22 protein-coding genes are annotated in these 24,586 nt (G+C 64.6%); 9 read left to right on the top strand and 13 right to left on the bottom strand.

From position 1 onward, the window contains the following. The 6 genes from E6B08_RS00915 (at nt 1) to E6B08_RS00890 (ending at nt 6,176) form a co-directional block, all read left to right on the top strand. Nucleotides 1-1,407: a M16 family metallopeptidase gene (locus tag E6B08_RS00915; protein WP_136912371.1), complete on the top strand. Its 1,407-nt coding sequence runs from the start codon at nt 1-3 to the stop codon at nt 1,405-1,407. A gap of 153 nt (nt 1,408-1,560) precedes the next feature. Continuing rightward, nucleotides 1,561-2,583 (top strand): DUF5924 family protein, encoded by a 1,023-nt coding sequence (locus E6B08_RS00910; RefSeq protein WP_136912370.1) that lies wholly within the window; start codon nt 1,561-1,563, stop codon nt 2,581-2,583. A 103-nt stretch (nt 2,584-2,686) separates the two neighbouring features. Then, on the top strand, nt 2,687-3,820 hold the full coding sequence (locus E6B08_RS00905; RefSeq protein WP_136912369.1) for an ABC transporter permease: 1,134 nt from the start codon (nt 2,687-2,689) through the stop codon (nt 3,818-3,820). Beyond that, a complete protein-coding gene (locus E6B08_RS00900) occupies nt 3,817-4,608 on the top strand; it encodes an ABC transporter ATP-binding protein (protein ID WP_136912368.1) in 792 nt (263 codons plus the stop codon). The genes E6B08_RS00905 and E6B08_RS00900 overlap by 4 nt, the downstream gene beginning before the upstream one ends. A gap of 3 nt (nt 4,609-4,611) precedes the next feature. After that, nucleotides 4,612-5,550 (top strand): MlaD family protein, encoded by a 939-nt coding sequence (locus E6B08_RS00895; protein WP_136912367.1) that lies wholly within the window; start codon nt 4,612-4,614, stop codon nt 5,548-5,550. Continuing rightward, nucleotides 5,547-6,176: an ABC-type transport auxiliary lipoprotein family protein gene (locus tag E6B08_RS00890; RefSeq protein WP_136912366.1), complete on the top strand. Its 630-nt coding sequence runs from the start codon at nt 5,547-5,549 to the stop codon at nt 6,174-6,176. The genes E6B08_RS00895 and E6B08_RS00890 overlap by 4 nt, the downstream gene beginning before the upstream one ends. On the opposite strand, the gene E6B08_RS00885 is transcribed toward E6B08_RS00890, so the two are convergent. From E6B08_RS00885 to E6B08_RS00825, 6 genes are all read right to left on the bottom strand, one after another. Next, on the bottom strand, nt 6,158-7,387 hold the full coding sequence (locus E6B08_RS00885) for a nucleoside recognition domain-containing protein (RefSeq protein WP_136912365.1): 1,230 nt from the start codon (nt 7,385-7,387) through the stop codon (nt 6,158-6,160). The genes E6B08_RS00890 and E6B08_RS00885 overlap by 19 nt on opposite strands. A 1,452-nt stretch (nt 7,388-8,839) precedes the next feature. Then, nucleotides 8,840-10,168: a glutamate/aspartate:proton symporter GltP gene (gltP, locus tag E6B08_RS00845; protein WP_136912359.1), complete on the bottom strand. Its 1,329-nt coding sequence runs from the start codon at nt 10,166-10,168 to the stop codon at nt 8,840-8,842. Nucleotides 10,169-10,907: 739 nt separating this feature from the next. Then, nucleotides 10,908-11,375 carry an inhibitor of vertebrate lysozyme family protein gene (locus tag E6B08_RS00840; protein ID WP_136912358.1) on the bottom strand — a complete coding sequence of 156 codons (468 nt, stop codon included), beginning with the start codon at nt 11,373-11,375 and terminating at the stop codon, nt 10,908-10,910. 2 nt (nt 11,376-11,377) lie between these two features. Further along, entirely contained in the window at nt 11,378-11,539 is a 162-nt protein-coding gene (locus tag E6B08_RS00835) for a DUF1328 domain-containing protein (RefSeq protein WP_003252966.1), read from the bottom strand. Nucleotides 11,540-11,599: 60 nt separating this feature from the next. Then, complete coding sequence (locus E6B08_RS00830) at nt 11,600-11,902, bottom strand: hypothetical protein (protein WP_136912357.1); 303 nt, start codon at nt 11,900-11,902, stop codon at nt 11,600-11,602. Nucleotides 11,903-12,077: 175 nt separating this feature from the next. Next, entirely contained in the window at nt 12,078-12,893 is an 816-nt protein-coding gene (locus E6B08_RS00825) for a BON domain-containing protein (RefSeq protein WP_136912356.1), read from the bottom strand. Between the two features lie 211 nt (nt 12,894-13,104). Here E6B08_RS00825 and algB point away from each other — a divergent pair, with 211 nt between their 5' ends. Together algB and E6B08_RS00815 are read left to right on the top strand one after the other, a co-directional pair. Continuing rightward, a complete protein-coding gene (gene algB, locus E6B08_RS00820) occupies nt 13,105-14,451 on the top strand; it encodes a sigma-54-dependent response regulator transcription factor AlgB (protein WP_136912355.1) in 1,347 nt (448 codons plus the stop codon). Between the two features lie 8 nt (nt 14,452-14,459). Then, the gene (locus E6B08_RS00815) at nt 14,460-16,226 is read left to right on the top strand and encodes a KinB sensor domain-containing domain (protein ID WP_136912354.1); all 1,767 of its coding nucleotides are present in this window, start codon (nt 14,460-14,462) and stop codon (nt 16,224-16,226) included. Nucleotides 16,227-16,230: 4 nt separating this feature from the next. On the opposite strand, the gene E6B08_RS00810 is transcribed toward E6B08_RS00815, so the two are convergent. The 7 genes from E6B08_RS00810 to E6B08_RS00780 all read right to left on the bottom strand — a co-directional run bounded on the left by E6B08_RS00810 (nt 16,231) and on the right by E6B08_RS00780 (nt 23,474). Next, nucleotides 16,231-17,850: an EAL domain-containing protein gene (locus E6B08_RS00810; RefSeq protein ID WP_192938607.1), complete on the bottom strand. Its 1,620-nt coding sequence runs from the start codon at nt 17,848-17,850 to the stop codon at nt 16,231-16,233. Between the two features lie 72 nt (nt 17,851-17,922). Further along, nucleotides 17,923-18,690 (bottom strand): N-acetylmuramoyl-L-alanine amidase, encoded by a 768-nt coding sequence (locus E6B08_RS00805; protein ID WP_136917305.1) that lies wholly within the window; start codon nt 18,688-18,690, stop codon nt 17,923-17,925. Nucleotides 18,691-18,749: 59 nt separating this feature from the next. Beyond that, nucleotides 18,750-20,771 carry a GGDEF domain-containing protein gene (locus E6B08_RS00800; protein WP_136912352.1) on the bottom strand — a complete coding sequence of 674 codons (2,022 nt, stop codon included), beginning with the start codon at nt 20,769-20,771 and terminating at the stop codon, nt 18,750-18,752. 95 nt (nt 20,772-20,866) lie between these two features. Continuing rightward, nucleotides 20,867-21,721 (bottom strand): endonuclease/exonuclease/phosphatase family protein, encoded by an 855-nt coding sequence (locus E6B08_RS00795; RefSeq protein ID WP_136912351.1) that lies wholly within the window; start codon nt 21,719-21,721, stop codon nt 20,867-20,869. A 13-nt stretch (nt 21,722-21,734) separates the two neighbouring features. Further along, nucleotides 21,735-22,370, bottom strand: coding sequence for a thiol:disulfide interchange protein DsbA (dsbA, locus tag E6B08_RS00790; RefSeq protein ID WP_136912350.1), 636 nt, complete (start codon nt 22,368-22,370; stop codon nt 21,735-21,737). 152 nt (nt 22,371-22,522) lie between these two features. Further along, nucleotides 22,523-23,140, bottom strand: coding sequence for a c-type cytochrome (locus E6B08_RS00785; protein WP_136912349.1), 618 nt, complete (start codon nt 23,138-23,140; stop codon nt 22,523-22,525). A 31-nt stretch (nt 23,141-23,171) separates the two neighbouring features. Further along, entirely contained in the window at nt 23,172-23,474 is a 303-nt protein-coding gene (locus E6B08_RS00780; protein WP_136912348.1) for a c-type cytochrome, read from the bottom strand. A 193-nt stretch (nt 23,475-23,667) separates the two neighbouring features. On the opposite strand from E6B08_RS00780, the gene yihA reads away from it, so the two are divergent. Next, nucleotides 23,668-24,300: a ribosome biogenesis GTP-binding protein YihA/YsxC gene (gene yihA, locus E6B08_RS00775; RefSeq protein ID WP_136912347.1), complete on the top strand. Its 633-nt coding sequence runs from the start codon at nt 23,668-23,670 to the stop codon at nt 24,298-24,300. Nucleotides 24,301-24,586 lie beyond the last annotated feature (286 nt).

Below are 24,586 nucleotides of genomic sequence, written 5' to 3'. Positions count from 1 at the left end.
ATGCGTTGCCTGATGTTCCTTTGCCTGCTGATCTGCAGCCTGCCCTCAATGGCCCTCGACCGCTCACGGGTCGAAGGCTACCTGTTGCCCAACGGTCTGCAGGTGATCCTCAAGTCCGGCTACGAACGCGACCACGTCGCCATCCGCCTGGTGGTGGGCGTTGGCCTGGACGACTTCGACTGCGAGCAGAAGGAGCTGCCGCACCTGCTCGAACACCTGCTGTTCAGCGGTATCGACGAGACCGGCGAGGGTGGCCTGGAAGAGCGCCTGCAGGCCTTGGGCGGGGAGTGGAACGCCTACACCAGCAGCGCCGACACCACCTTCGTCATCGAGGCGCCGGCGCGCAACCAGCGCAAGGTGCTCGACCTGCTGCTGGCGGTGATCCGCGACACACACATCGACGCCAAGGCCCTGGCCACCGCCAAGCGCATCATCGAACGCGAGGACGGCGGCCATTACGGCCACCTGCAACGCTGGCTCGACCGCCAGGACATCGGCCACCCGGCCAGCGATCAGTTGGCCACCGAACTGGGCCTGAAATGCCCGGAGCGCTCCAATGTCGACGACATGACCCTGGAGCAGGTGCAGACCCTGCGCGACCGCTGGTATGCCGCCAACAACATGACCCTGATCATCGTCGGCGGCCTCGACCGCCTGCTGCCGGCCTACCTGGAGCGCACCTATGGCGAGCTGCCGGCCACCGAGCCGGAAGAGCGGCGTACCCTCGAAAGCATCAGCCAGCAGGCCGAACAGCGCCGCGACCTGACCCGCGGCTGGCTGGGCGACAGCGCCAAGTTGCACTGGCTGTTCGTCGAGCCGGTGCTGGACAACGACCACCAGCCGACCCTCGACCTGCTGTCGCGTTATCTGGAATGGGCCCTCTACGATCAGCTGCGGCTGCGCAACGGGCTGTCGTACGGGCCGTCGGCGCAGCGCGAGAGCTTCGGCGACAGCGGCATGCTCAGCCTCAATGCCGACCTCGAGCGCGACGATGTCGACCAGGCCATCGACGTGATGCAGCAACTGTTCGATCACTTGCGCAAGCAAGGGCTGGATACGGACACCTTCGCCCGCATCAAGGATGCCGCCGTCGCCAAGGAAAGCTGGAGCACCCAGGGCAACAGCGCATTGGCCGACTACTACTGGGGGGCACTGAACGACTACGACAACGGTCGCTTCACCGACCCGGCGCGTCAGTTGCGCCAGGTCAGCCTGGAGCAGGCCAACGACGCGTTGAAGGAAATGCTCAAGGACCAGGGCTACCTGCGCATCGAGAAACCGTTGCTGGGGTATGACGAGCTGTACGGGCTGGTGGCGCTGCTGCTCGGGGTGATCGTCGCGGCGGGCCTGCTACGCTGGCGTCGAGGTACGCCGCAGCGGCCGAGTGGTGCTACTCGGAAGCGGTGAATCAGCGGTATCCTTTTGCCAGTACCGGCCTCTTCGCGGGCAAGCCCGCTCCTACATGAATCCCACAGGTATCGAATGTCTTGGGGTGTCTGTAGGAGCGGGATTGCCCGCGAAGAGGCCGGCACAGCCACCCATGAACCTGTCGTAGACCCAATGCCCCCAATACCCCACTTCGTCATCCGCATCATCGAATTGCTCAAACGCTACCCCGGCGTCATCGCGCTCGGAGGTTTTCTCTCCGGTATCGGCAGTTTCATCCTGGTCGACCGCCAGGCCGGCCTGGCCAGCTGGGTCGCCGTGCTGATGCTGGTCAGCTGGGTCTGGCTGATGTTCGAGAACACCCTCACCGGCCTGTTCGCCCGTACCTTCAAGCGCGAGATCCCGCAGCCGCTGCTGCGCTACGCGACGCAGATGATCCACCAGGAAAGCTTGTTCTTCGTCCTGCCGTTCTTCTTCATCACCACGACCTGGAACAGCGGCCAACTGGTGTTCACCGGCCTGCTCGGTGCCGCCGGGCTGATCTCGATCATCGACCCGCTGTACTACAAATGGCTGGCCCCGCGGCGCTGGCTGTTCATGGCGCTGCATACCCTGACGCTGTTCGCCGCGCTGCTGACTGCGCTGCCGATCATCCTGCACCTGACCACCGCGCAAAGCTTCAAGCTGGCCCTCATCGCGGCCATGGCCCTGTCGTTCCCAAGCCTTGCCAGCAGCTTCCCGGTGAACACCTGGCGCCGCGGCGTGGCCCTGGTGCTGGTGACCCTGGCCGTCGGTGGCGGCGGCTGGCTGCTGCGCTCCTGGGTTCCACCGGCAACGCTGTGGATGACCGAGGTAGCGGTCAGCACCGAGGTGCTCAACCGCCAGCCGGGCGACTCGCTGCATGAAATCGCCGCCAGCCGCATCCGCAGCAGCGGGTTGTACGCCTACACCGCGATCAACGCGCCTCGGGGCCTGAACGAACGCATCTATCACGTGTGGCAGAAGGACGGCAAGGAAGTCGACCGCATCGCCCTGGACATCCATGGCGGGCGCAAGGAAGGCTACCGGGCCTGGACGCACAAGCAGAACTTCCCACCCAATCCGGTAGGCAAATGGCAGGTGCGGGTGCTCACCGAGGATGGGCAGGTGATCGGCGTGCTGCGCTTCAAGGTCGTCGACGACGCGCCGGCAGGCTGATCGGCAGGTACCGCAAACGCTTGCAGACAGCACATTTTCAACAAACCACGGCAGCCTGGCTGGGCTATGATCAGCCTCTATCTACCCGCGCCCAGTCAGATGCATGGAGCCTATGACCACGCCAAGCGCAACACTGGACACCAGCCGTCAGCCGGCCTGCCTGCGCATCGCCGGTGACTGGACCCTGGCACACTACGCCGACCTGCGCCGCGACAGCGAGCGACTGCGCACCCAGTGCGCCGCCGATGCCGTGGCCGACCTCAGCCAACTGGGGCGCCTGGACACCGCCGGCGCCTCGCTGCTGGCCGAGTTACTCGGCGCCGAACGCCTGTCGCATTGCACCGGCCAGCTTCCCGAGGCCAGCCGCGCACTGCTCAAGACCGTGTACTGCTCGGTCCAGGACTACTGCATCCCGATCAAGGCCCCGGAACGCAACGTGTTCATGGTGCTGCTCGAGCGCATCGGCTGCGCGGTGGCCACCCTGTGGGACGACACCCGGCAATTGCTCGGCTTCATCGGCCTGATCCTCGAAACCATCCTGCGCCGGCTGCTGCAACCCCATCGCTGGCGGGTCACGCCGGTGGTCGCCCACCTCGAGCAGACCGGCCTGGATGCCGCGCCCATCGTCGCCTTGCTGACCTTCCTGGTCGGTGCGGTGGTGGCCTTCCTCGGTGCCACGGTCCTGGCCGCCTTCGGCGCCACCATTTTCACCGTCGACCTGGTAGCGTTTTCCTTCCTGCGCGAATTCGGCGTGCTATTGACCGCCATCCTGCTCGCAGGGCGCACCGCCAGCGCCTTCACCGCGCAGATCGGCTCGATGAAAGCCAACGAGGAAATCGACGCCATCCGCACCCTTGGCCTGAACCCCATCGAACTGCTGGTAGTGCCGCGGGTGCTGGCCCTGCTGATCGCGCTGCCGCTGCTGACGTTCGTCGCCATGGTCTGCGGCATCGTCGGCGGCGCCGTGGTCTGCGCCCTGTCGCTAGGCATCACGCCGGCCATGTTCCTGTCGCTGCTGCAAAGCGACATCGGCGTGCAGCACTTCCTGGTGGGCCTGGCCAAGGCGCCGTTCTTCGCCTTCCTGATCGCCGCCATCGGCTGCCTGGAGGGCTTCAAGGTCAGCGGCAGCGCCGAATCGGTCGGCGCCCACACCACCTCCAGCGTGGTCCAGTCGATCTTCGTGGTGATCGTGCTCGACGCCGTGGCTGCACTGTTCTGCATGGAGATGGGCTGGTGAGCGAACGCGAAGCAGTGATCGAGGCCCGCGGTATCTGCAACCGCTTCGGCAGCCAGAGCGTGCACGAAAACCTCGACCTGGACCTGTACCGGGGCGAGATTCTTGCCGTGGTCGGCGGCTCCGGCAGCGGCAAGTCAGTGCTGCTGCGCAGCATCATCGGCCTGCGCCGGCCCAACGAAGGCACCATCAAGGTGTTCGGCGAAAACCTCGCGCAACTGGGTGAGCACCAGCGTTCGCTGGTGGAGCGACGCTTCGGTGTGCTGTTCCAGAAGGGCGCGCTGTTCTCTTCTCTGACCGTGACCGAGAACGTCGCCTTGCCACTGATCGAACATGCCGGCCTGTCCCGAGCCGATGCCGAGCACCTGGCCGGGGTCAAGCTGGCCCTGGCCGGGCTGCCGCTGTCGGCCGCCGACAAATACCCCGCGTCGCTGTCCGGCGGCATGATCAAGCGCGCCGCACTGGCCCGTGCCCTCGCTTTGGACCCGGACATCCTGTTCCTCGACGAGCCCACCGCTGGCCTCGACCCGATCGGCGCGGCAGCCTTCGACCAACTGATCCTCACCCTACGCGATGCCCTGGGGCTGAGCGTGTTCCTGATCACCCACGACCTGGACACGCTGTACACCATCACCGACCGGGTCGCGGTGCTGTCGCAGAAGCGCGTGCTGGTGGCCGGCCCCCTGGCCGAGGTCGAGCAGACCGACGATCCCTGGATCCACGAATACTTTCACGGCCCCCGCGGGCGTGCGGCCGCACAGGCCGCCAGCGGTACACGGCAGGAGCGCTGAACCATGGAAACCCGAGCTCATCACGTCCTCATCGGCCTGGTCACCGTCCTGGTGGTCGTCGGCGCCATGCTATTCGGCCTGTGGCTGACCAAGTCCAGCGTCGACGACGCCTTCAAGGACTACGAGGTGGTCTTCAACGAGGCGGTCTCGGGCCTGTCCCGTGGCAGCCCGGTGCAATATAACGGCATCAAGGTCGGCGACGTCACCAGCCTGCGCCTGGACCCCAAAGACCCGCGCCGTGTGCTGGCACGGGTGCGCCTGAGCGGTGACACGCCGGTCAAGGAAGATACCCAGGCCAAGCTGACCCTGGCCGGGGTGACCGGCAACTCCTTCATCCAGCTCAGCGGCGGCACCCCGCAAAGCCCCGAACTGGTTGGCCAGGGCAACAAGCTGCCGGTGATCGTCGCTTCGCCATCGCCGATCTCGCGGCTGCTCAACGACAGCAGCGACCTGGTCACCAACATCAACCTGCTGCTGCACAATGCCAACCAGATGTTCTCGGAAAACAACATCGACCGCTTGAGCAACACCCTGGCCAACCTCGAGCAGACCACCGGCGCCTTCGCCAGCCAGAAGGGCGGCATCAGCCAAGCCATCGAGCAGCTTTCGCAAGTGGGCAAGCAGGCCAATGCCACCCTGGCCGAAACCCAGGCACTGATGCGCAACGCCAACAACTTGCTCGGCAGCTCGGGCAAGCAGGCCATCGGCAGCGCCGAACAGGCCATGCAATCGCTGGCGCAAAGCACCGAAACCATCAACAGCCTGCTCAAGGACAACAGCCAGGCCATCGGCGATGGCGCCCAAGGGCTGAACCAGCTGACCCCGGCCATCCGCGAACTGCGCGAAACCCTCAATTCGCTGAAGGGCATCTCGCGCCGCCTGGAGGCAGACCCGAGCGGCTACCTGCTGGGCCGTGACAACAACAAGGAGTTCCAGCCATGAAAGCGACGCTGCGCCTGCTGGCCTTGGTGGCCGCCTCGAGCCTGGCCGCCGCCTGCTCGATCCTGCCGCAGAGCGAGCCTGTGGATATCTACCGCCTGCCGGTCAACCAGGCCGGGCAGAACGCCACCCCGCTCAGCTGGTCGCTGCGCCTGAACAAGCCGCTGGCCAGCGAGGTACTGGCCGGGCCGCGCATCGCCGTGATTCCCCAGGGCGACGTGATCAGCAGCTACAAGGGGGCGCGCTGGAGCGACCCGGCGCCATTGCTGGTGCGTAACCGTCTGCTCGATGGCTTCCAGCGCGACGGTCGGGTACAGCGCCTGAGCGCCGACGACAGCAACCTGCAGGCCGACTACGAGCTGGCCGGCGAGCTGCAGGCGTTCCAGAGCGAGTACCGCCCAGGCGGCGCGGTTGAAGTCCTGATCCGCTACGACGCGCGGCTGGTCCAGGGGCGTAGCCAGCGCATCCTCGCCAGCAAACGCTTCGAGGTACGCCAGCCGCTGGCCGGCACCGAGGTTTCAGCGGTAGTCACCGGCTTCGGCGCGGCCAGCGACCAGCTGGCCCGGCAAGTGGTGCAATGGACCGTGGCCCAGGCTAGCCTCGACCAGGCTCAGGCGAAGAACCAGTAGCAGACGAAGATCGCCGCGATCACGCCGGAAAGCTCCGCCAGCAGGGCGCAGCCCACAGCGTGACGCACGCGCTGGATGCCGACCGCGCCGAAGTACACCGCCAGCACATAGAAGGTGGTTTCGGTACTGCCCTGGATGGTCGCCGCCACCAGGGCCGGGAAGCTGTCCACGCCGTGGGCCTGCATGGTCTCGATCAACATGGCCCGCGCGGCGCTGCCCGAGAAGGGCTTGACCAGCGCGGTAGGCAGCCCGTCGACGAAACGGCTGTCCAGGCCCATCCAGCCCACCGCATGGCGAATACCATCCAGGGCCAGTTCCAACGCCCCCGAGGCGCGCAGCACACCCACCGCCACCAGCATCGCCACGAGGTAGGGCAACAGGCTCTTGGCCACGTCGAAGCCTTCCTTGGCGCCTTCGACGAAGGCCTCGTACACCTTGACCCGCTTCAACGCACCGATGATCAGGAACAACACGATCACGCCAAATAGCGTGAGGTTGCCAAGGATCGACGACAGGCTAGCCAAGGCGGCCGCCGACAAGGTGCCGAGAAACGCCATGAAGCCGCCCAGCAGCAACGCACCGGGCACCAGATAGGCGAGCACCACCGGATCCCACAGGCGCAGGCGTTGCATCACCGCCACCGACAGCAGGCCGACCAGGGTCGAGACACTGGTCGCCAGCAGGATCGGCAAGAACACCAGGGTGGGGTCGGTCGCGCCTTGTTGCGCGCGGTACATGAAGATGGTGACGGGCAGCAGGGTCAACGACGAGGCGTTGAGCACCAGGAACAAGATCTGCGCGTTGCTCGCCGTGGTGCTGCTGGGGTTGAGCTCCTGCAGCGCACGCATGGCCTTGAGACCGATCGGCGTGGCGGCGTTGTCCAGGCCCAGACCGTTGGCGGCGAAGTTCATGGTGATCAGGCCCAGGGCAGGGTGGCCAGGCGGCACCTCGGGCATCAGGCGGGCGAACAGCGGGCCCAGGACCTTGGCCAGCCATTCCACGATCCCAGCCTTTTCGGCGATCTTGAGAAAGCCCAGCCACAGCGTCAGGGTGCCGAACAGCAGGACCATCACTTCGACCGACAGCTTGGCCATGGCGAAGATGCTTTCGACCATGCTGGCAAAGATGCCGGCATTACCGCCAATCAGCCACTGGGCCAGGGCGGAAACCGCCGCCACCAGGAAAAAGCCGAGCCAAAGGCCGTTGAGCATCCGTGTGTACCCCCTGAGAAATGCCCGGAATCATAACGTATCGGGATGCAGGTCTGGAGATTGATGGCGCACCTTGGGCCCCTGTAGGAGCGGGCTTGCCCGCGAAGCAGACGCCGCGGTGAATGGCACCGGCTTCGCCGGTGTTCGCGGGCAAGCCCGCTCCCACAGGTACGGCGCCGGCCCTGACAGCTGTGAAGATCCTGTAGGAGCGGGCTTGCCCGCGAAGCAGACGCCGCGGTGTGTGGCACCGGCTTCGCCGGTGTTCGCGGGCAAGCCCGCTCCCACAGGTACGGCGCCGGCCCTGACAGCTGTGAAGATCCTGTAGGAGCGGGCTTGCCCGCGAAGCAGACGCCGCGGTGAATGGCACCGGTTTCGCCGGTGTTCGCGGGCAAGCCCGCTCCCACAGGTACGGCGCAGGCCCTGACAGCTGTGAAGATCCTGTAGGAGCGGGCTTGCCCGCGAAGCAGACGCCGCGGTGTGTGGCACCGGCTTCGCCGGTGTTCGCGGGCAAGCCCGCTCCCACAGGTACGGCGCCGGCCCTGACAGCTGTGAAGATCCTGTAGGAGCGGGCTTGCCCGCGAAGCAGACGCCGCGGTGTGTGGCACCGGCTTCGCCGGTGTTCGCGGGCAAGCCCGCTCCCACAGGCACGGCGCCGGCCCTGACAGCTGTGAAGATCCTGTAGGAGCGGGCTTGCCCGCGAAGCAGACGCCGCGGTGTGTGGCACCGGCTTCGCCGGTGTTCGCGGGCAAGCCCGCTCCCACAGGTACGGCGCCGGCCCTGACAGCTGTGAAGATCCTGTAGGAGCGGGCTTGCCCGCGAAGCAGACGCCGCGGTGTGTGGCACCGGCTTCGCCGGTGTTCGCGGGCAAGCCCGCTCCCACAGGTACGGCGCAGGCCCTGACAGCTGTGAAGATCCTGTAGGAGCGGGCTTGCCCGCGAAGCAGACGCCGCGGTGTGTGGCACCGGCTTCGCCGGTGCTCGCGGGCAAGCCCGCTCCCACAGGTACGGCGCCGGCCCTGACAGCTGTGAAGATCCTGTAGGAGCGGGCTTGCCCGCGAAGCAGACGCCGCGGTGTGTGGCACCGGCTTCGCCGGTGTTCGCGGGCAAGCCCGCTCCCACAGGTACGACGCCGGCCCTGACAGCTGTGAAGATCCTGTAGGAGCGGGCTTGCCCGCGAAGCAGACGCCGCGGTGTGTGGCACCGGCTTCGCCGGTGTTCGCGGGCAAGCCCGCTCCCACAGGTACGGCGCAGGCCCTGACAGCTGTGAAGATCCTGTAGGAGCGGGCTTGCCCGCGAAGCAGACGCCGCGGTGTGTGGCACCGGCTTCGCCGGTGTTCGCGGGCAAGCCCGCTCCCACAAGGTTCACACAGGCCTCGAAAAGAGGTCTGCGTGCTGCCGCGCAGACGACAAAAAGCCCCGAAAGGTCGGGGCTCTTTGCTCAATCACATTGCCTTCAGCGCTTGGCAGGCTCGCCCACTAGCGCCGCTTGCTGCTTGTCGGCCATCAGCGAAGCGTAGTACTGCTCGCCCTTGGCTGCGTCGTACATGCCTTCCCAGCGCGCCACCACCAGCGCCGCCAGGGCGTTGCCGATGACGTTCAGAGCGGTACGCGCCATGTCCATGATGCGGTCGACACCGGCGATGAAGGCCAGGCCTTCCAGGGGAATACCAACGCTGCCCAGGGTGGCCAGCAGGACCACGAACGACACGCCCGGCACACCGGCGATGCCCTTGGAGGTGACCATCAGTGTCAGCACCAACAGCAGCTGCTGGCTCCAGGACAGGTCGATGCCGTACAGCTGGGCGATGAAGATCGCCGCGATACTCTGGTACAGAGTCGAACCGTCGAGGTTGAACGAGTAGCCGGTCGGCACCACGAACGAGCAGATCGACTTCGGCGCACCGTACTTCTCCATCTTCTCGATCACCCGTGGCAGCACAGTCTCGGAGCTCGAGGTGGAGTAGGCGAGGATCAGCTCGTCCTTCATGATGCGCATGATCTTGATCACCGAGAAGCCGAACAGGCGCGCTATCAGGCCCAGCACCATGAAGGCGAAGAAGGCGATGGCGAAATACACCAGCAGCACCAGCTTGGCCAGCGGCAGCAGCGAGCTGAAACCGAAGTTGGCGACGGTCACGGCAATCAGGGCGAACACACCGATCGGGGCGTAGTTCATGATCATGTGGGTGACCTTGAACATGGTCTCCGATACGCCCTGGAAGGTGCGCACCAGCGGCTCGCGCAGGTCGGCCTGCAAGCTCGACAGGCCCAGGCCGAACATCACCGAGAAGAAGATGATCGGCAACATCTCGCCACGCATCAGCGCCGCGAAGATATTCGAAGGAATCAGGTTGAGCAGGGTCTCGATGAACGCATGCTCATGCTGCACCTCGGCCGCAGTGGCCTGGTACTTGGAGATGTCGACGGTACCCAGGGTGCTCATGTCGATGCCTGCGCCCGGGTGGAACAGGTTGGCCAATACCAGGCCGACGACGATGGCGATGGTGGTCACCACCTCGAAGTAGAGGATGGTCTTCAGGCCAATGCTGCCCAGTTTCTTCGCATCGCCTACCCCGGCGATACCCACGATCAGCGATGTAATCACGATCGGGACGACGATCATCTTGATCAGGCGAATGAAGATGTCGCCGGCGGGCTGCAGCACGTTACCGATCCACCAGGCCTTCTCTGCGCTGAAGTGGTTCAGGAGCGCGCCGACCGCAACGCCCAGGACAAGACCGATGACGATCTGCCAGGCGAGGCTCAGTTTTGCCTTCTTCATGTCTTTACCCTTTGTTCTAGTGATCATGGGCACCGACCGGAAAGGCGCGTAACAGAGCCGTTGGCAACGTCACGAGCAGCACAGCTGCTTCCGTCCGGGACCCCATGTAAGGACACCGCAAGCGAGCGAACAGGCGCTCGGGCCAGCGAAAAAGGCGGCAACTATTGCGATGGCAAAGGGCGAAATCTAATGCCGGAAACGCATACCCCATACCGTTTATGCATAGGCTGACAAGATGTCGCAGGCGGCTCGTAAGTCATTGATTTATAACGTTCGGAAATCCGAACATGACCAAAGCGCCATATTTAGGCCGTTTTGGCTGCATGCAAATGAGCGTAAAAATGCCGTGTTCGACAATCCGAACGGCTCTATCGGCGTTGAGCAGCGCCAGAGGCGATGGGAAAAAAAATGGATGGATGGTCGAGACAAAATGTGTCTCGAAGGCAAATCCACGTATGTGGATGAGGTGATGGCGCCTCGGAAGCCAGGTCGCGCTCAAGTGCCCCACTGGCACGACCCGACCTGAAGCTTCCGATTCTGCCCGCCTGACCCGGCCCAAAGCTGGAGGTACTCCCTGTACCCCTAGGCCACTCCGATCCTGCAACAATCAGAACAGCCCGGCCCCCTGGTCATGTGTCGCCCTCCTCGGGACGGCGCAACATAGAAGCGAGAACGATAGAAAGGTTCCGCTTCCATTACGTGACAATGCGCGACCGTTGGTCATTACCCGATCAAAGGATCAGTACCACTTGGGATCGCGCTTGAGTTGCTCCTGCAACATCTTCTTCATGCCGTCGTCAGGCTCTCCCAGCCAGCGGTACTGCGCATGGCGGGTGGGCGACTTGTCGCTCGGCAGGCCCTCGGGAACTTCCACGAGCATCCCGTAGGCATCTTCCTTGTCCCAGCTGAACGCCACGATCAGCCGCTTGTAGGTGCAGTTGTCGGCGGTTTCGCACAGAGGCCCGACCAGGTATTGGTCGCCGTCCTCGGTCACCGCTGACATCTGCTGCTGGGCGCTACCGGTCAGGTTGATCACCCAGTCCGGCAAGCGCTCTTCCTCTTTAATCGCGTCTTGCCAGGCTTCCCGGTATTCCGGGTCCGAGCCAAGCACCTGGTCAGCCCGCAACTGGCCGTCATTGGCCGCCATCACCACTGCACTGCCGCCCAACAGGGCGGCAGCCAGGGCGGCACGGAGCTTGATACCCATCGTCAACCTCGACCACGACCGAAGAAGAACGACGCCACGAACAGGACCAAGAAGACGATGAACAGGATCTTCGCGATACCCGTGGCAGCGCCGGCGATACCACCGAAGCCCAGCACGGCAGCGACAATGGCGATGATGAGGAATGTGATAGCCCAGCTCAGCATGGTGGTTCTCCTTCTTTTCCTTGATGAAATCGGTACGACCCGAAGACTTCGACCTGGCCGTCAAAACACCCAACGGTCTTGGGGAACGACGTTTTCGACGGTAGCCGGCGCAGCGCCTTTCTGGCCGTCACCACTGACCTGGGCCAGCGGTTCGGCGGCGCGGACCAGCGTGGTGGCCCGCGACGACTGGAGTTTCGACAGCAGGGCGGTTTGCGCCGCAACCTGATCGGCCAGTCGCGCGGTCTGCCAGCTGTGATAGAACAGGCCAGCGGCCAGGGTCAGCAGAAGAGCCATTCCGATCACCAGTAACTGGCGCAGAGGCAGTACGGCGGTGGGTGAGCGGTCGATGGTTGGGCGGTTCATGCCGGCTTCTCCTGCGGTCGTTGTTGTACAAACCTGAAGAGGTAGTTGCAGCCTGCATGCCAGACTTGGCTATTCCATAAAATCCTTATATATCAATCAGTTAGGTTGATTGCGAATCAGGGGGCGGGACGTATCCTGCACGATGCCCCCTCTGCCGTCGTGCGAATTGCACGACTTACCCTTCTACCTTGGTCGCCACCTTGAGCAGATCGGCATCCACACCGCGCACGCCAATGATCTGCCGCGCGATCTCCACCGCGATGGTTTTCTGCTCGCTGCTGACCACCTCGCCAGACAACCGCACCATGCCCTCTTCGCTGGCAACCTTGATGTTCAGGCCATCGAGGTTACGGCTGAAGCGATAGCTGCTCTGGATCTTGTCGACCACCCAGTTGTCGCTGGGCTGTGGCCCCGTGGGCGCATCGACCGGCTTTTCGCGGGCTTGGGCCATGGCCGCACTGTCGAGGCTGACCAGGTTGTTGACCAGGTAGACGCCGTCGGTGGTACGCGACAGTACCCCCGCCAATTCCTTGGCCTCGGTGCTGTCGACCTTGCCGCGCAGGGTGACCACGCCCTCGCTGCTCTGTACCTCGATGGCGGCCTTTTCGGTGACGCGGCTCCACAGCAAGCGCGCACGAATCACCGCAGCCAGGGTCGCGTCCTCCAGCCGCTGGGCGTAGGCCCGTGCTTCCAGCGGGCGCTCGACCAGTTGCGGGTTGACCTTGAGCTGGTTGTCGACGCGCTCGATGCCATGGGTGGCCAACGCGACGTGCTCGGCCAGCTGGCGTTCGACCTGGTTTTCCACTTCTCCGGCCAGCCGGGCCTGCTGGCCGTCGACATCGACCTCGATGCGGAAGGGGTTGAGCATGCGATTGAGCGAGAGCGCAGTTTGCAACGCGCCTTCGAGGCGGGCGTCCTGCACGGGGTCGGCGAACGCGAAAACAGGCAGGCAACTGACTAGAAAGACGGCCGCTCGAGTAGGAAAAGTCATAGCTACATCTCCTTTCGTAGGCAAAAACAAAAAATAGTCGCAACCAATGTGCCAGCCGAGACCTCTAACCAAATCATCGAGAATTCGGGGGCCGCAGGTGGCCGTTTGGCCATTGGCTAGCATGCAAAGGACATAATCCCTCAGAATGGACCATGCAACTTGCCCGATTTTCCCCACACTAATTGAAGATCTATCCGAAGGAGCGCAGCAAATGGAAGCAACACAGGACAAGCAAGGCCGCATTCTGCTGGTGGATGACGAGTCGGCGATCCTGCGTACGTTCCGTTATTGCCTGGAAGACGAGGGCTACAGCGTGGCCACCGCCAACAGCGCTGCCCAGGCCGATTCGCTGCTGCAACGCCAGGTGTTCGACCTGTGCTTCCTCGACTTGCGACTGGGCGAGGACAACGGCCTCGACGTACTTGCCCAGATGCGTATCCAGGCGCCGTGGATGCGTGTGGTGATCGTCACCGCCCACTCGGCCATCGACACCGCCGTCGATGCCATCCAGGCCGGCGCCGCCGATTACCTGGTCAAGCCTTGCAGCCCCGACCAGTTGCGCCTGGCCACGGCCAAGCAACTGGAGGTGCGCCAGCTCTCGGCACGGCTGGAAGCCCTCGAAGGTGAGGTGCGCAAGCCCAAGGACGGCCTGGACTCGCACAGCCCGGCGATGATGGCGGTACTGGAAACCGCGCGCCAGGTAGCCACCACCGACGCCAACATCCTCATCCTTGGCGAGTCGGGCACCGGCAAGGGCGAGCTGGCCCGGGCCATCCACGGCTGGAGCAAGCGTGCGCGCAAGGCCTGCGTGACCATCAACTGCCCCTCGCTCAATGCCGAGCTGATGGAGAGCGAGCTGTTCGGTCATACCCGCGGCGCCTTCACCGGCGCCAGCGAAAGCACCCTGGGCCGGGTCAACCAGGCCGACGGCGGCACGCTGTTCCTCGACGAAATCGGCGATTTCCCCCTGACCTTGCAGCCCAAACTGCTGCGCTTCATCCAGGACAAGGAGTACGAGCGGGTGGGCGACCCGGTCACGCGCCGCGCCGACGTGCGCATCCTCGCCGCGACCAACCTCAACCTGGAAGAGATGGTGCGCGAGAGCCGCTTTCGCGAAGACCTGCTGTATCGCCTCAACGTCATCACCCTGCACCTGCCGCCACTGCGAGAGCGCAGCGAGGACATCCTGACCCTGGCCGACCGATTCCTGGCGCGCTTCGTCAAGGAATACTCGCGCCCGGCGCGCGGGTTCAGCGACGAGGCCCGCAGCGCGCTGCTCAACTACCGCTGGCCGGGCAACATCCGCGAGCTGCGCAACGTCATCGAGCGCGCCAGCATCATCTGCCCGCAGGAGCGCGTGGAAATCAGCCACCTGGGCATGGGCGAGCAGCCGACCGGCAACGCCCCGCGCGTGGGCGCGGCGCTGAGCCTGGACGAACTGGAACGCGCCCACATCGGCGCGGTGCTGGCCGCCAGCGATACCCTCGACCAGGCGGCCAAGACACTGGGGATCGACGCCTCGACCCTGTACCGCAAACGCAAGCAATACAACCTATGAAATTGTCGATGAGGCTGCGCACGCGGCTGTTCCTGAGCATCTCGGCGCTGGTCACGGTCGCCTTGCTGGGGCTGCTGATCGGCCTGGTCAGCGTGCTGCAGATGGCCACGGCGCAGCAGCAACTGGTGCGTAACACCACCCATACCCTGGAAATAGGCCTGAAACTGCGGCAGAACCTCGGCGAGCAACTGACCCTGATGCTCGACGAGGAAACCTCGCCACAGAGCCTGCAGGCCCTGCAGGATAATTTCCAGGCCCTGCTCAACGAAGGCCTGGAGCAAGGTGGCGAGCGCAGCGGCTTCAGCAAGGCCGGCAGCCACTACCAGGCGTTCCTGCAGGCCTACCGGGAAAGCCCCGCTCCAGCCCGCAGCATGGGCTCGGGCCAGCCGCTGGGCGCCGCCTTCAACCAGCTGCGCACCGACCTGGTCGACGCGCACCGCCAGGCGCTCGAGCAGATCACCCAGAGCGAGGCGCGCAGCCGTGACCGGGCCTTGCTGATCAGTGGCCTGATCGGCCTCATGGGCCTGGCGGTGGTCGTCCTCGGCTTCATCACCGCGCACAACATCGCCCGCCGTTTCGGCCAACCGATCGAGGCCCTGGCCAAGGCGGCCGACCAGGTCGGCCAGGGCAATTTCGACGTGACCCTGCCGCTGACCCAGGCCAGCGAACTCAACCAGCTGACGCGCCGCTTCGGGCTCATGGCCGATGCGCTGCGCAAGCACCAGGCCACCAACGTCGATGAGCTGCTGGCCGGTCAGCAGCGCTTGCAGGCGGTGCTCGACAGCATCGACGACGGGCTGCTGATCATCGACCGCCAGGGCCGCCTGGAGCACCTCAACCCGGTGGCCCAGCGCCAGCTCGGCTGGAACGGCAGTCGCGTGGGCAGCGCCTTGGTCGACGCCCTGCAACGCCCCGAACTCGAACAGCAGTTACGCCAGGTACTGCGCGGCGGCACCCTGGACCGCCAGCCTGACGACCTGGCCATCGAGGTCGACGAGGAGTCGCGCCTGCTGGCCTACAGCCTGACCCCGGTCAGCCACCCCGAAGGGCCGATCCTGGGCGCCGTGATGGTCTTGCACGATGTCACCGAGCAGCGCGTGTTCGAGCGCGTGCGCAGCGAATTCGTGCTGCGTGCGTCCCACGAATTGCGCACCCCGGTCACCGGCATGCACATGGCGTTCGGGCTGCTGCGCGAGCGGGTAAAGTTCCCCGCCGAAGCCCGGGAGAACGACCTGCTGGAGACCATTGGCGAGGAAATGCAGCGCCTGACCCAACTGATCAACGACCTGCTGAATTTCTCGCGCTACCAGAGCGGCCTGCAGAAGCTGGAACTGGCGCCCTGTGCCATCGATGAGCTGCTCGATCGCGCCCAGTTGCGCTTTGCCGAGCACGCGGGCGCCAAGCACATAGAGCTGGTCAAGGCGCTGGAGGGGCCGCTGCCGCGCATCCAGGCCGACGTCGCGCAACTGGACCGTGTGCTCGACAACCTGCTGCACAATGCCATCCGCCATACCGCCCCCGGCGGCCATATCCGCCTGCATGCACGGCGTCATGCCGAGCGCGTGATCATCAGCGTCGAGGACAACGGCGAGGGTATTGCCTATGGGCAGCAAGGGCGGATCTTCGAACCCTTCGTTCAGGTGGGACGCAAGAAAGGTGGCGCCGGCCTGGGCCTGGCGCTGTGCAAGGAAATCGTGCAGCTGCATGGCGGGCGCATGGGCGTGTTCTCGCGGCCGGGGCAAGGCACCCAGTTCTACATGGCGCTGCCGGCATAGGAAGCTAGGCCTCGTCCCCCATCGGCGGTGCGCCTTTGTACCGGCCGCGCACCACCAACTCGATGAACTGCCGGGCATTGAGCGGGTGGGCGAACAACCAGCCCTGGCCATAGTTCACACCCTCGCTGTTGAGCAGCACCGCCTGGTCCTCGCACTCGATCCCTTCGGCGATCACCCGCAGGTGCAGGTCATGGGCCATGCGGATGATGTGCGGCGCCACACCGCTGCTGGCGGCGTCATGGCCCAGCGCATCGATGAAGGCCTTGTCGATCTTCAGGCAGTCCACCGGCAAGGTCTGCAGGTAGGCCAGGCTGCAGTAGCCCGTGCCGAAATCATCGATCAGCACCTGGTGGCCGACCGCGCGCAGCGCCTGCAGATTGTCCCGCGCCACTACCACATCGATCAGCCCACGCTCGGTGACCTCGAAGGCGATCTGCCTGGGCGAGACCCGATGATGGGCCAGCAACCGTGCCGCCACCCGACCGATGCGCGGCACCATCACATCGCAGGCCGCCAGGTTCACCGAAATGTACAGGTTATGGTTGGCGCGCAGCAGATGGCCCAGTTGCTCGAGCACCCGTTGCAGCACGAAGTCGGTGATCTCGCAGATCTGCCCGGTGTTTTCCGCCAGGGGGATGAACAGGTCGGGGCTGGTCAGACTGCCGTCGGGCCTGCGCCAGCGCACCAGCGCCTCGGCGCCGACGCAGCGCCGGCTGTCGAGTTCGATGATCGGTTGGTAGAGCACCTGCAATTCGCCCCGACGCAGGGCATTCTGCAACTCCGAACTCATCGAGCGACGCTGCAGGATCAATTGCAGCACCAGCCAGCCAATGCAGCACGCGGCCAACACGCTGCCAGGGAACAACAACCAGAGCGTGCCGTTCATGCGCAGGGGCAGGCTGGCGCGCGGAGCGATCAGGACCAGCTGGTAATCCGGCGACTTGGTCGGCATGCGATAGACCAGCCGGTCGGGTAGCTCGAGCAGTGCGGTTTGCCCGGACGCCCACCAATCGGGGGCCGGCGGCCAGGGCTGGCGCGGGCCGAGCACGGGAATGGCGCGGTTGCCGTTGTCCAGCACCACCAGCAGGCTGCCGCCCGGCGGCAGGTCGACCACATCGGTCAGGTGCCCACGCGAAGTGGACACCAGGAAGTTGCCGCGCCCGAGCATCAGGGCCGCCAGGTTCTCGTCGGGCTCGGTGGTGGTGTTGAGCCAATAGCTGTAGGTAGGGCCCTGGATATCGGGCGCACGCAGCGGCACGAACGCCGGCAGCGCGCCGCGGTTGGAGCAGGCGAAGCTACGGTCGACGTAGGCTGCTTCATAGATGAACCGCGAGCCCAGCGCAGCCTCGCGCAACGCCACCATCATCGCGGCGCTGCAACCACGCAAAGGCTGCGCCTGCAATTGGTCGACCGAACGGCGCAACTGGCCGAACACCTGTTCGAGGCGTTCAAGAAAGCGCTCGCCCTGGGCATTCATCTGCGCGCTCTCGCTCTGCTTCATCTGATGCAGGGCGATGGCGAAGCTGGCAGTCAGCAACACCGCGGCGCTGGCCAACGCTGCAAGAGTGGCCAGCATCCAGGGTCGATAGAAAAATTGGCGCAACGCAGTTAAAAGGGCCAGCATCGCAAGCATCCAGTTGATTACCAAGGTATAGCAACTGGATGGCGAATTGGCGCGGCCATTGAGCGGAGCGGCTCAACGCATGCGGTTGAGTACCTGGAGCATGGCTGCGGTCTGGGCATCGGGCGTGCCGTCGAAGCGCTGCGGGCGGAAGCGCATCTGGAAGGCGGCGATCACGTGGCGGGTGGCGACGTCCAACTGCCCGGTCTGGTCGATGGCGTAACCGAAACGCGCCAGTTCCTGCTGGTACCAGCCGATGGTCGGCGGATTGGCACTGAAATAGGCCTGCTGGCGCGCCACGGCATTGGCTTCGGGCCAGACACCGAGGCCCGCATCCGCCAGGCGCTTCCAGGGGAACATCGGCCCGGGATCGAGCTTGCGCAGCGGCGCGATGTCGCTGTGCCCGATGATATGCCGGGGCTCGATGTGGTTACGTTTGACGATGTCCTTGAGCAAGGCGATCAGCGACTGGATCTGGGCTTCGCTGTAGGGATACCAGACCCGGCCATTAGGCGTGTCGTCGAAGCCTGGGTTGACGATCTCGATGCCGATGGAGCTGGAGTTCAGCCAGGTGCGGCCCTGCCACTGGCTTTCGCCGGCATGCCAGGCCCGGCGGTTCTCGTCGACCAACTGGTAGATGGTGCCTGGGCCGTCGCCGATCAGGTAATGGCTGCTGACCTCGCCATGGGTGAGCAGCGCCAGCGAGCGCTCCAGGGAGGCACTGGTGTAGTGCAGGACGACGAACTGGATGCGGTCGTCCTGGTTGGCCGAGGGGTGGCTGCGGTCGATGCGCAGGCCGGTCGAGCAACCGGCCACGGTCAACAGCAGCACCGCGATTAGCATGGGTTTAGCGAAGGAGAACACATCAAGAGCCTCTGCTGGGGAGCGCTACAGTATAACCGCTAGCCTTGCTCTACGCGGTTGCGTCCCTGCGACTTGGCGCGGTAGAGCGCATCGTCGGCACGCTTGAGCACCTGGTCGCCACGCTCGCCGGTGCGGAACGTGCCCAGGCCGATGGAGACGGTGATCACCACACGCTCGCCTTTGAAATGGAACGGGCAGGCCTCGATCGCTGCGCGCATGCTTTCGGCTACCTGCGCAGCCGCAGGTGGCGAGGTCTGCGGCAGCAGCAAGACGAATTCTTCGCCGCCGAAGCGGGCGATGAAGTCGCGCCCGCGCAGGCGCTTGCTCAACTGACCAGCAACGATCTTCAGCACCTTGTCCCCGGCCAGGTGGCCATAGCTGTCGTTGATCCGCTTGAAGTGGTCCAGGTCGAGGATGGCCATGGCCAGGTGGCCACCGTTCTCCTGCCAGTCGAGGATTTCGCGCTCCACCCTCTCGCTCCACGCCGCCCGGTTCGGCAAGCCGGTCAAAGGGTCGATCAGCGCCTTCTGGCGCTGCTCCTCCAGGTGTTCGCGGTAACCGAGCGCCTCCTGCTCCATGTTCGCCACGCGTTCGGCCAGGCCGTGCAAGCGCCCCGCCAGCTCCTGTTCGCGCAGGTCCCGGGCGTGCTGGTGCTCGTCCATGGTCGTCAACAGGCCTTCCAGGCGGTTTTCCAGGATGTGCTTGAGGCTGTCGACATCCGCGGCGCCCTGCACGCTGTGCTGCAGCCCGCCGACCTGCTCGCGCAGCTGATTGTCCAGGTCCCGCGCCGCCGAACTGTTGTCGGCGTGGCCCGCACTGGCTTCGTGCAGGTGGCTCTGGAAACCTTCCAGGCGCTCGTTGAGCTGCTGCAGGTAGGCCTCGAATTCATGCTGGCCGCTGTCGGTGATCGCCAGCATGAGCACCGCCAGGTCATCGAGCACAGGTATCAGCTCGTACCAGTTCAGCCCGCGTGCCACCCGATTGCGCATTTCCAGGGCCTGGGCCTTGTGGCGTTCGGGCAGGCTGAGGTCGTCGAGCAGGCCGAGCAGGGTCTGCTCGATGTGCGCCGCCACTTGGCTATATGGAGGCTCGACGGCATCGGGGAGCGCGTAGGGGCCGTCCTCGCCCTGCAGTTCCTCGGCTGTGTCTGCCATTGGCTCTACTGGGGCGGCGGCGGTACCTTGTTCCGGCTCAGCGTCGGGCTCGGAGGGGATGTGCTCGGTGGGCGCCGGCTCGGAGGGGGTGTGCTCGGTGGGCGCCGGCTCCGAGACGATTTCGACTGGCACTGTCGCGGCGAGAGGGGACGCCGCCGGTTGCGCCTGTGGCGCAGGGTCTTCCTGACGCGCATCGCCCACCTCGGCATCGCCATCGGCCACTGGAGCCTGTTCAGGGGGCTGAGCGACAGGAGCCAGAGGCTGCAATTCGTCGATATCGGCAGTTTCGGGTGGCTCGGGCGCAGCTGGCGGCTCGGCGACAGATGCTGCAGCCGCCGCCGGCTCAGCCTCGGCAGGGGCCTGCACATCATCGTGCGCCTCGCCGTCGCGGCCACCGAACAACCGCTGGAACAATCCAGGCCGCGACTCCTCCGGCGTACTCAACGAAGACAGCGCCCGACCCTGCAGGCCGCTGAGCTCGCTCAACAGCGGCGGCAGCTCACGCGACTGGCTGACGCCTCCGTCGAGCTTCTTCGCCAGCTTCTTCAAGGGCCGGGACAGGTCTCCGGACAACGGCAGGGCCTGGAGCTGGGTCACCAATGCGGTGAGCGCGTCGCTGACCTGGTTCATGCGGGTTTCGCGGCGCTGTTCGGAGTCCAGCACGGCCTTTTCCAGACGCGGGATCAACCCGGCCAGGCCTGCATCCATGTTGTCGCGGCGGATGACCTCGCGCATTTCCTTCATGCATTCGTCGACCGCCTTGTCACTGCCTTCGGCGGCCAGCGAACTGCGTACCAGGCCACGGCGCAGCAGGTCGAGACGCGCTTCCCAGCGACGTTCGAGCTTTTCCTGCTGTTCGATGCTTTTGAGGTATTTTTCTTTCCAGCGCTCAGCTTCTTCGGTCATGCCTTGATCCGCAACGGTGGTGCATCGGGTGGCTGTGTGTACTGGCTGTCGGCGCGAGTTGGCAACACTTGAGGGTTGGCCCCGCCAAGGTTGATCTAGCTCAGGACCGGCAGCGTATCCACAGTCAATGCATCAGGCAATCGGATCTCGACGGCGACGGGAAGGTGGTCTGAAATCGGCTGAGCCAGGACCTCGACCCGCTCCAGGGTCAGGCTCGGGCTGAGCAGGATATGGTCCAGGCAGCGTTGCGGGCGCCAGCTGGGGAAAGTGGCCTCGACCTGCGGGGCGACCAGCCCCAGATCTCGCAGCGGCGAGCGCTCGAGCAGGTCGTTGGCGTGGGTGTTCATGTCGCCCATCAGCACCTGATGGCGGTAGCCGCCGATCAGCTCGCGGATGTAGCCCAGTTGCAGGGCGCGGGTCTTGGCCCCGAGCGCCAGGTGCATCATCACCACGATCAAGGCATCCTCGCCCTCGCCGAAACGCACCAGGATCGCGCCCCGGCCGGCGGGGCCAGGCAGCGGATGGTCCTCGAGCAGTTGCGGCTTGAGGCGGCTGAGCACGCCATTGCTGTGCTGGGCGAAACGCCCGAGATTGCGGTTGAGCTGCTGGTACCAGTAGGGGAAGGCGCCCAACTGGGCCAGGTGCTCCACCTGATTGATATACCCCGAACGCAGGCTGCCGCCGTCGGCCTCCTGCAGGGCCACCAGGTCGAAGTCGTTGAGCAGTTCGCCGATGCGCTGCAGGTTGCCGGCGCGGCCGGTATGCGGCAACAGGTGCTGCCAGCTGCGGGTCAGGTAGTGCCGGTAGCGCTCGGTGCTGATGCCGACCTGGATGTTGAAACTGAGCAGCCGCAGGCGACCATCCTCGGGCAGGCCAGGGGCCTGCAGGTGATGCTCGTTGACCTGCGGCTGGTGCAGGCCAATGCCGCGCGTGGTACGGAAGCGGGGCATGGGGCTGCGCCGCTTACTTAGCGGCGCGCTCCTTGTCGATCAGCTGGTCGGCGACGTTCAGCACGCCTTCCGGCCCACCGGCGGTGCCGAGGTCGAAGCGGTACTTGCCGTTGACCACCATGCTCGGTACGCCGGTGACTTCGTACTTCTTGGCCAGTTCCTTGGCCTGGTTGACCTGGCCCTTGATGGCGAAGGAGTTGTAAGTGGCCAGGAACTTGTCCTTGTCGACGCCCTGGGTGGCGAGGAAGTCGGCCATCTCCGCAGGATCGGTCAAGCGCTTGTGCTGGTTCTGGATGGCATCGAACACCGCAGCGTGGACCTTGTGCTCGACGCCCATGGCTTCGAGGGTCAGGAACATCTGGCCGTGGGCATCCCATGGGCCGCCGAACATGGCAGGTACACGCTTGAAGTTGACGTCCTTGGGCAGTTTTTCGACCCAGGGATTGATGGTCGGCTCGAAGTGATAGCAATGGGGGCAGCCGTACCAGAACAGCTCGACCACTTCGATCTTGCCTGGCTGGGATACCGGAACAGGGTTGCTCAGCTCGATGTATTCCTTGCCGGCAGTGGCAGGCTCGGCGGCCTGTACGGCAGTCATACCGAAGACGCTGGCTGCGACCAGCGCGGCGCTGAGAATCAGTTTACGCATGCTTTACTCCTGAGCATTCATTGGTCGCCTCGACGCGACCTGGTCTGAGACTGGTCGGGAAGGGCCCGAGTTCGTAGTGTAACGGCTGCGGACGAAAAAAAGGGCGGTCCGCGCCGCCCTTTCATCCTTAGTCCCACAACATTAACCGAACGTTAATGCAGACCCTGGATATAGCTGGCCAAGGCCTCGATATCCTTGTTGCTGAGCTTGCCGGCGATGGTGCGCATGGTCATCGCGTCGCCATCGTTGGAACGGTTGCCCTCGCGGAAATCGGTGAGCTGCTTGGACACGTATTGTGCATGCTGGCCGCCCAGATGCGGGAAACCGGCCAGCGCGATGCCAGCGCCGTTGGGTGAGTGGCAACCGGTACAGGCCGGCATGCCTTTTTCCAGATCGCCACCGTTGAACAGGGCGCGGCCACGTTCGACGAGCTTCGGATCGGCGGCCCCCACGCTACCCTTCTGGCTGGAGAAGTAGGCAGCGATATCGGCCAGATCCTGTTCACTGAAATTGGTCAGCATGCCGGTCATCTCCAGCACGGTACGCTTGCCGGACTTGATGTCGTGCAGTTGTTTCTCGAGGTAGCGCTGGCCCTGGCCGGCCAGTTTCGGGAAGTTCGGCGCCAGGCTGTTGCCGTCGGGGTTGTGGCAGGCGCCACAGACGGCCGTCTTGGCCTGGCCGGCGGCAGCATCGCCTTTGATGGGCTCGGCAGCAGTGGCTGCACCTGCGACACCCATGGTCAACAGCAGACTCACGACTAGTTTGTTCATCAGCTAATCCAACACGGCTAAGGGTGAAATGTTATGTATCGGGACTGCCGCTCATCCAAAGGATGACCAAACGGTAGTCCTCGGCACTGCAGTCCATGCACAATCCACGCGGCGGCATAGCCTTGAAACCCTGGGTAACGTGCGCCACCAGTGCGTCCACACCTTGCGCCAGCCTTGGCTCCCAAGCTGCCCGGTCACCCCGCTTGGGTGCCTGTGGCAACTGCCCGGCGTGACAGGCCGCACACGTGCGGTTGTACAACGCCTCGGGATCCTGTGTAGCCTGTGCGCCGTAAAACGGCAGGAACATACCGACAGCAAGCAGCCATTGCGCCATGCGCATCGACCTGACAGGGTTGGGGGCCGCGCTGCGTTCTGATGCGCGAGCTATTGTTCGACACCCCATGCGCATTCCTCTTCGCTGGAAGAATGAGCACACAAAAACTGGGGCATTATATACTTCCGCCATCCAAACGGAAACGACACCGCTTGCCGGCCTTGGCGTTGGCAACACCCACATCGGATATCCCATGCAAGTCAAGAACCCCATCCTCGGCCTCTGCCAGAAAGCCAAATTCGCCCTCAGCGCAGCCAAGGTCGAACAATGCCCGGAAGACCAGGGTTACGAGGTGGCTTTCGCCGGCCGCTCCAACGCCGGCAAATCCAGCGCCCTCAACACCCTGACTCATGCCAGCCTGGCGCGTACCTCGAAAACCCCGGGGCGCACCCAGCTGTTGAATTTCTTCAGTCTGGACGATGAACGGCGATTGGTCGACCTGCCGGGCTACGGTTATGCAAAAGTCCCTATCCCGCTCAAGCAGCACTGGCAGCGCCACCTGGAAGCCTACCTCGGCAGCCGCGAGTGCCTGCGCGGGGTCATCCTGATGATGGACGTGCGCCATCCGATGACCGATTTCGACAAGATGATGCTTGACTGGGCCAAGGCCAGTGGCATGCCCATGCACATCCTGCTGACCAAGGCTGACAAGCTGACCCATGGTGCGGGCAAGAACACCTTGCTCAAGGTGCAGTCGGAAATCCGCAAGGGCTGGGGCGAGGGGGTGACCATCCAGTTGTTCTCGGCGCCCAAGCGCCTGGGCCTGGAGGAGGCCTACCGGGTGCTGGCGGATTGGATGGAGCTGGAAGACAAGCCGGCGGAATAATAAGGTTCTTCACGGATTGTCGGGGGTTTGGCTTGGCTTGTTGGCATTGAGATTGGGAACGGTCCATTTTGTGTAGCGGCGCTACTGGCCCCTTCCGCCTTTACGGCGGCCTACTTTTTTCTTGGAAAAAGTAGGCAAAACCGCTCGCTCCTGCATCCGGCCCTCCGCTGCGCTACGGGTCCCCTCGCTACGGCGCCTTCCGGGCCCGCGCGGCCTACGACTTGCTCCGCAAGTCTACATCTCGCGCCTTCGGCTGCGCCGAAGGGTGCTGCGCACCTGGCCCTAC

This window comes from Pseudomonas putida, from assembly GCF_005080685.1.
In the GTDB taxonomy this organism is placed as follows: domain Bacteria; phylum Pseudomonadota; class Gammaproteobacteria; order Pseudomonadales; family Pseudomonadaceae; genus Aquipseudomonas; species Aquipseudomonas putida_V.
Note: the sequence above shows the minus strand (reverse complement) of the source record. Positions and strands in the feature narration are given on the sequence as shown.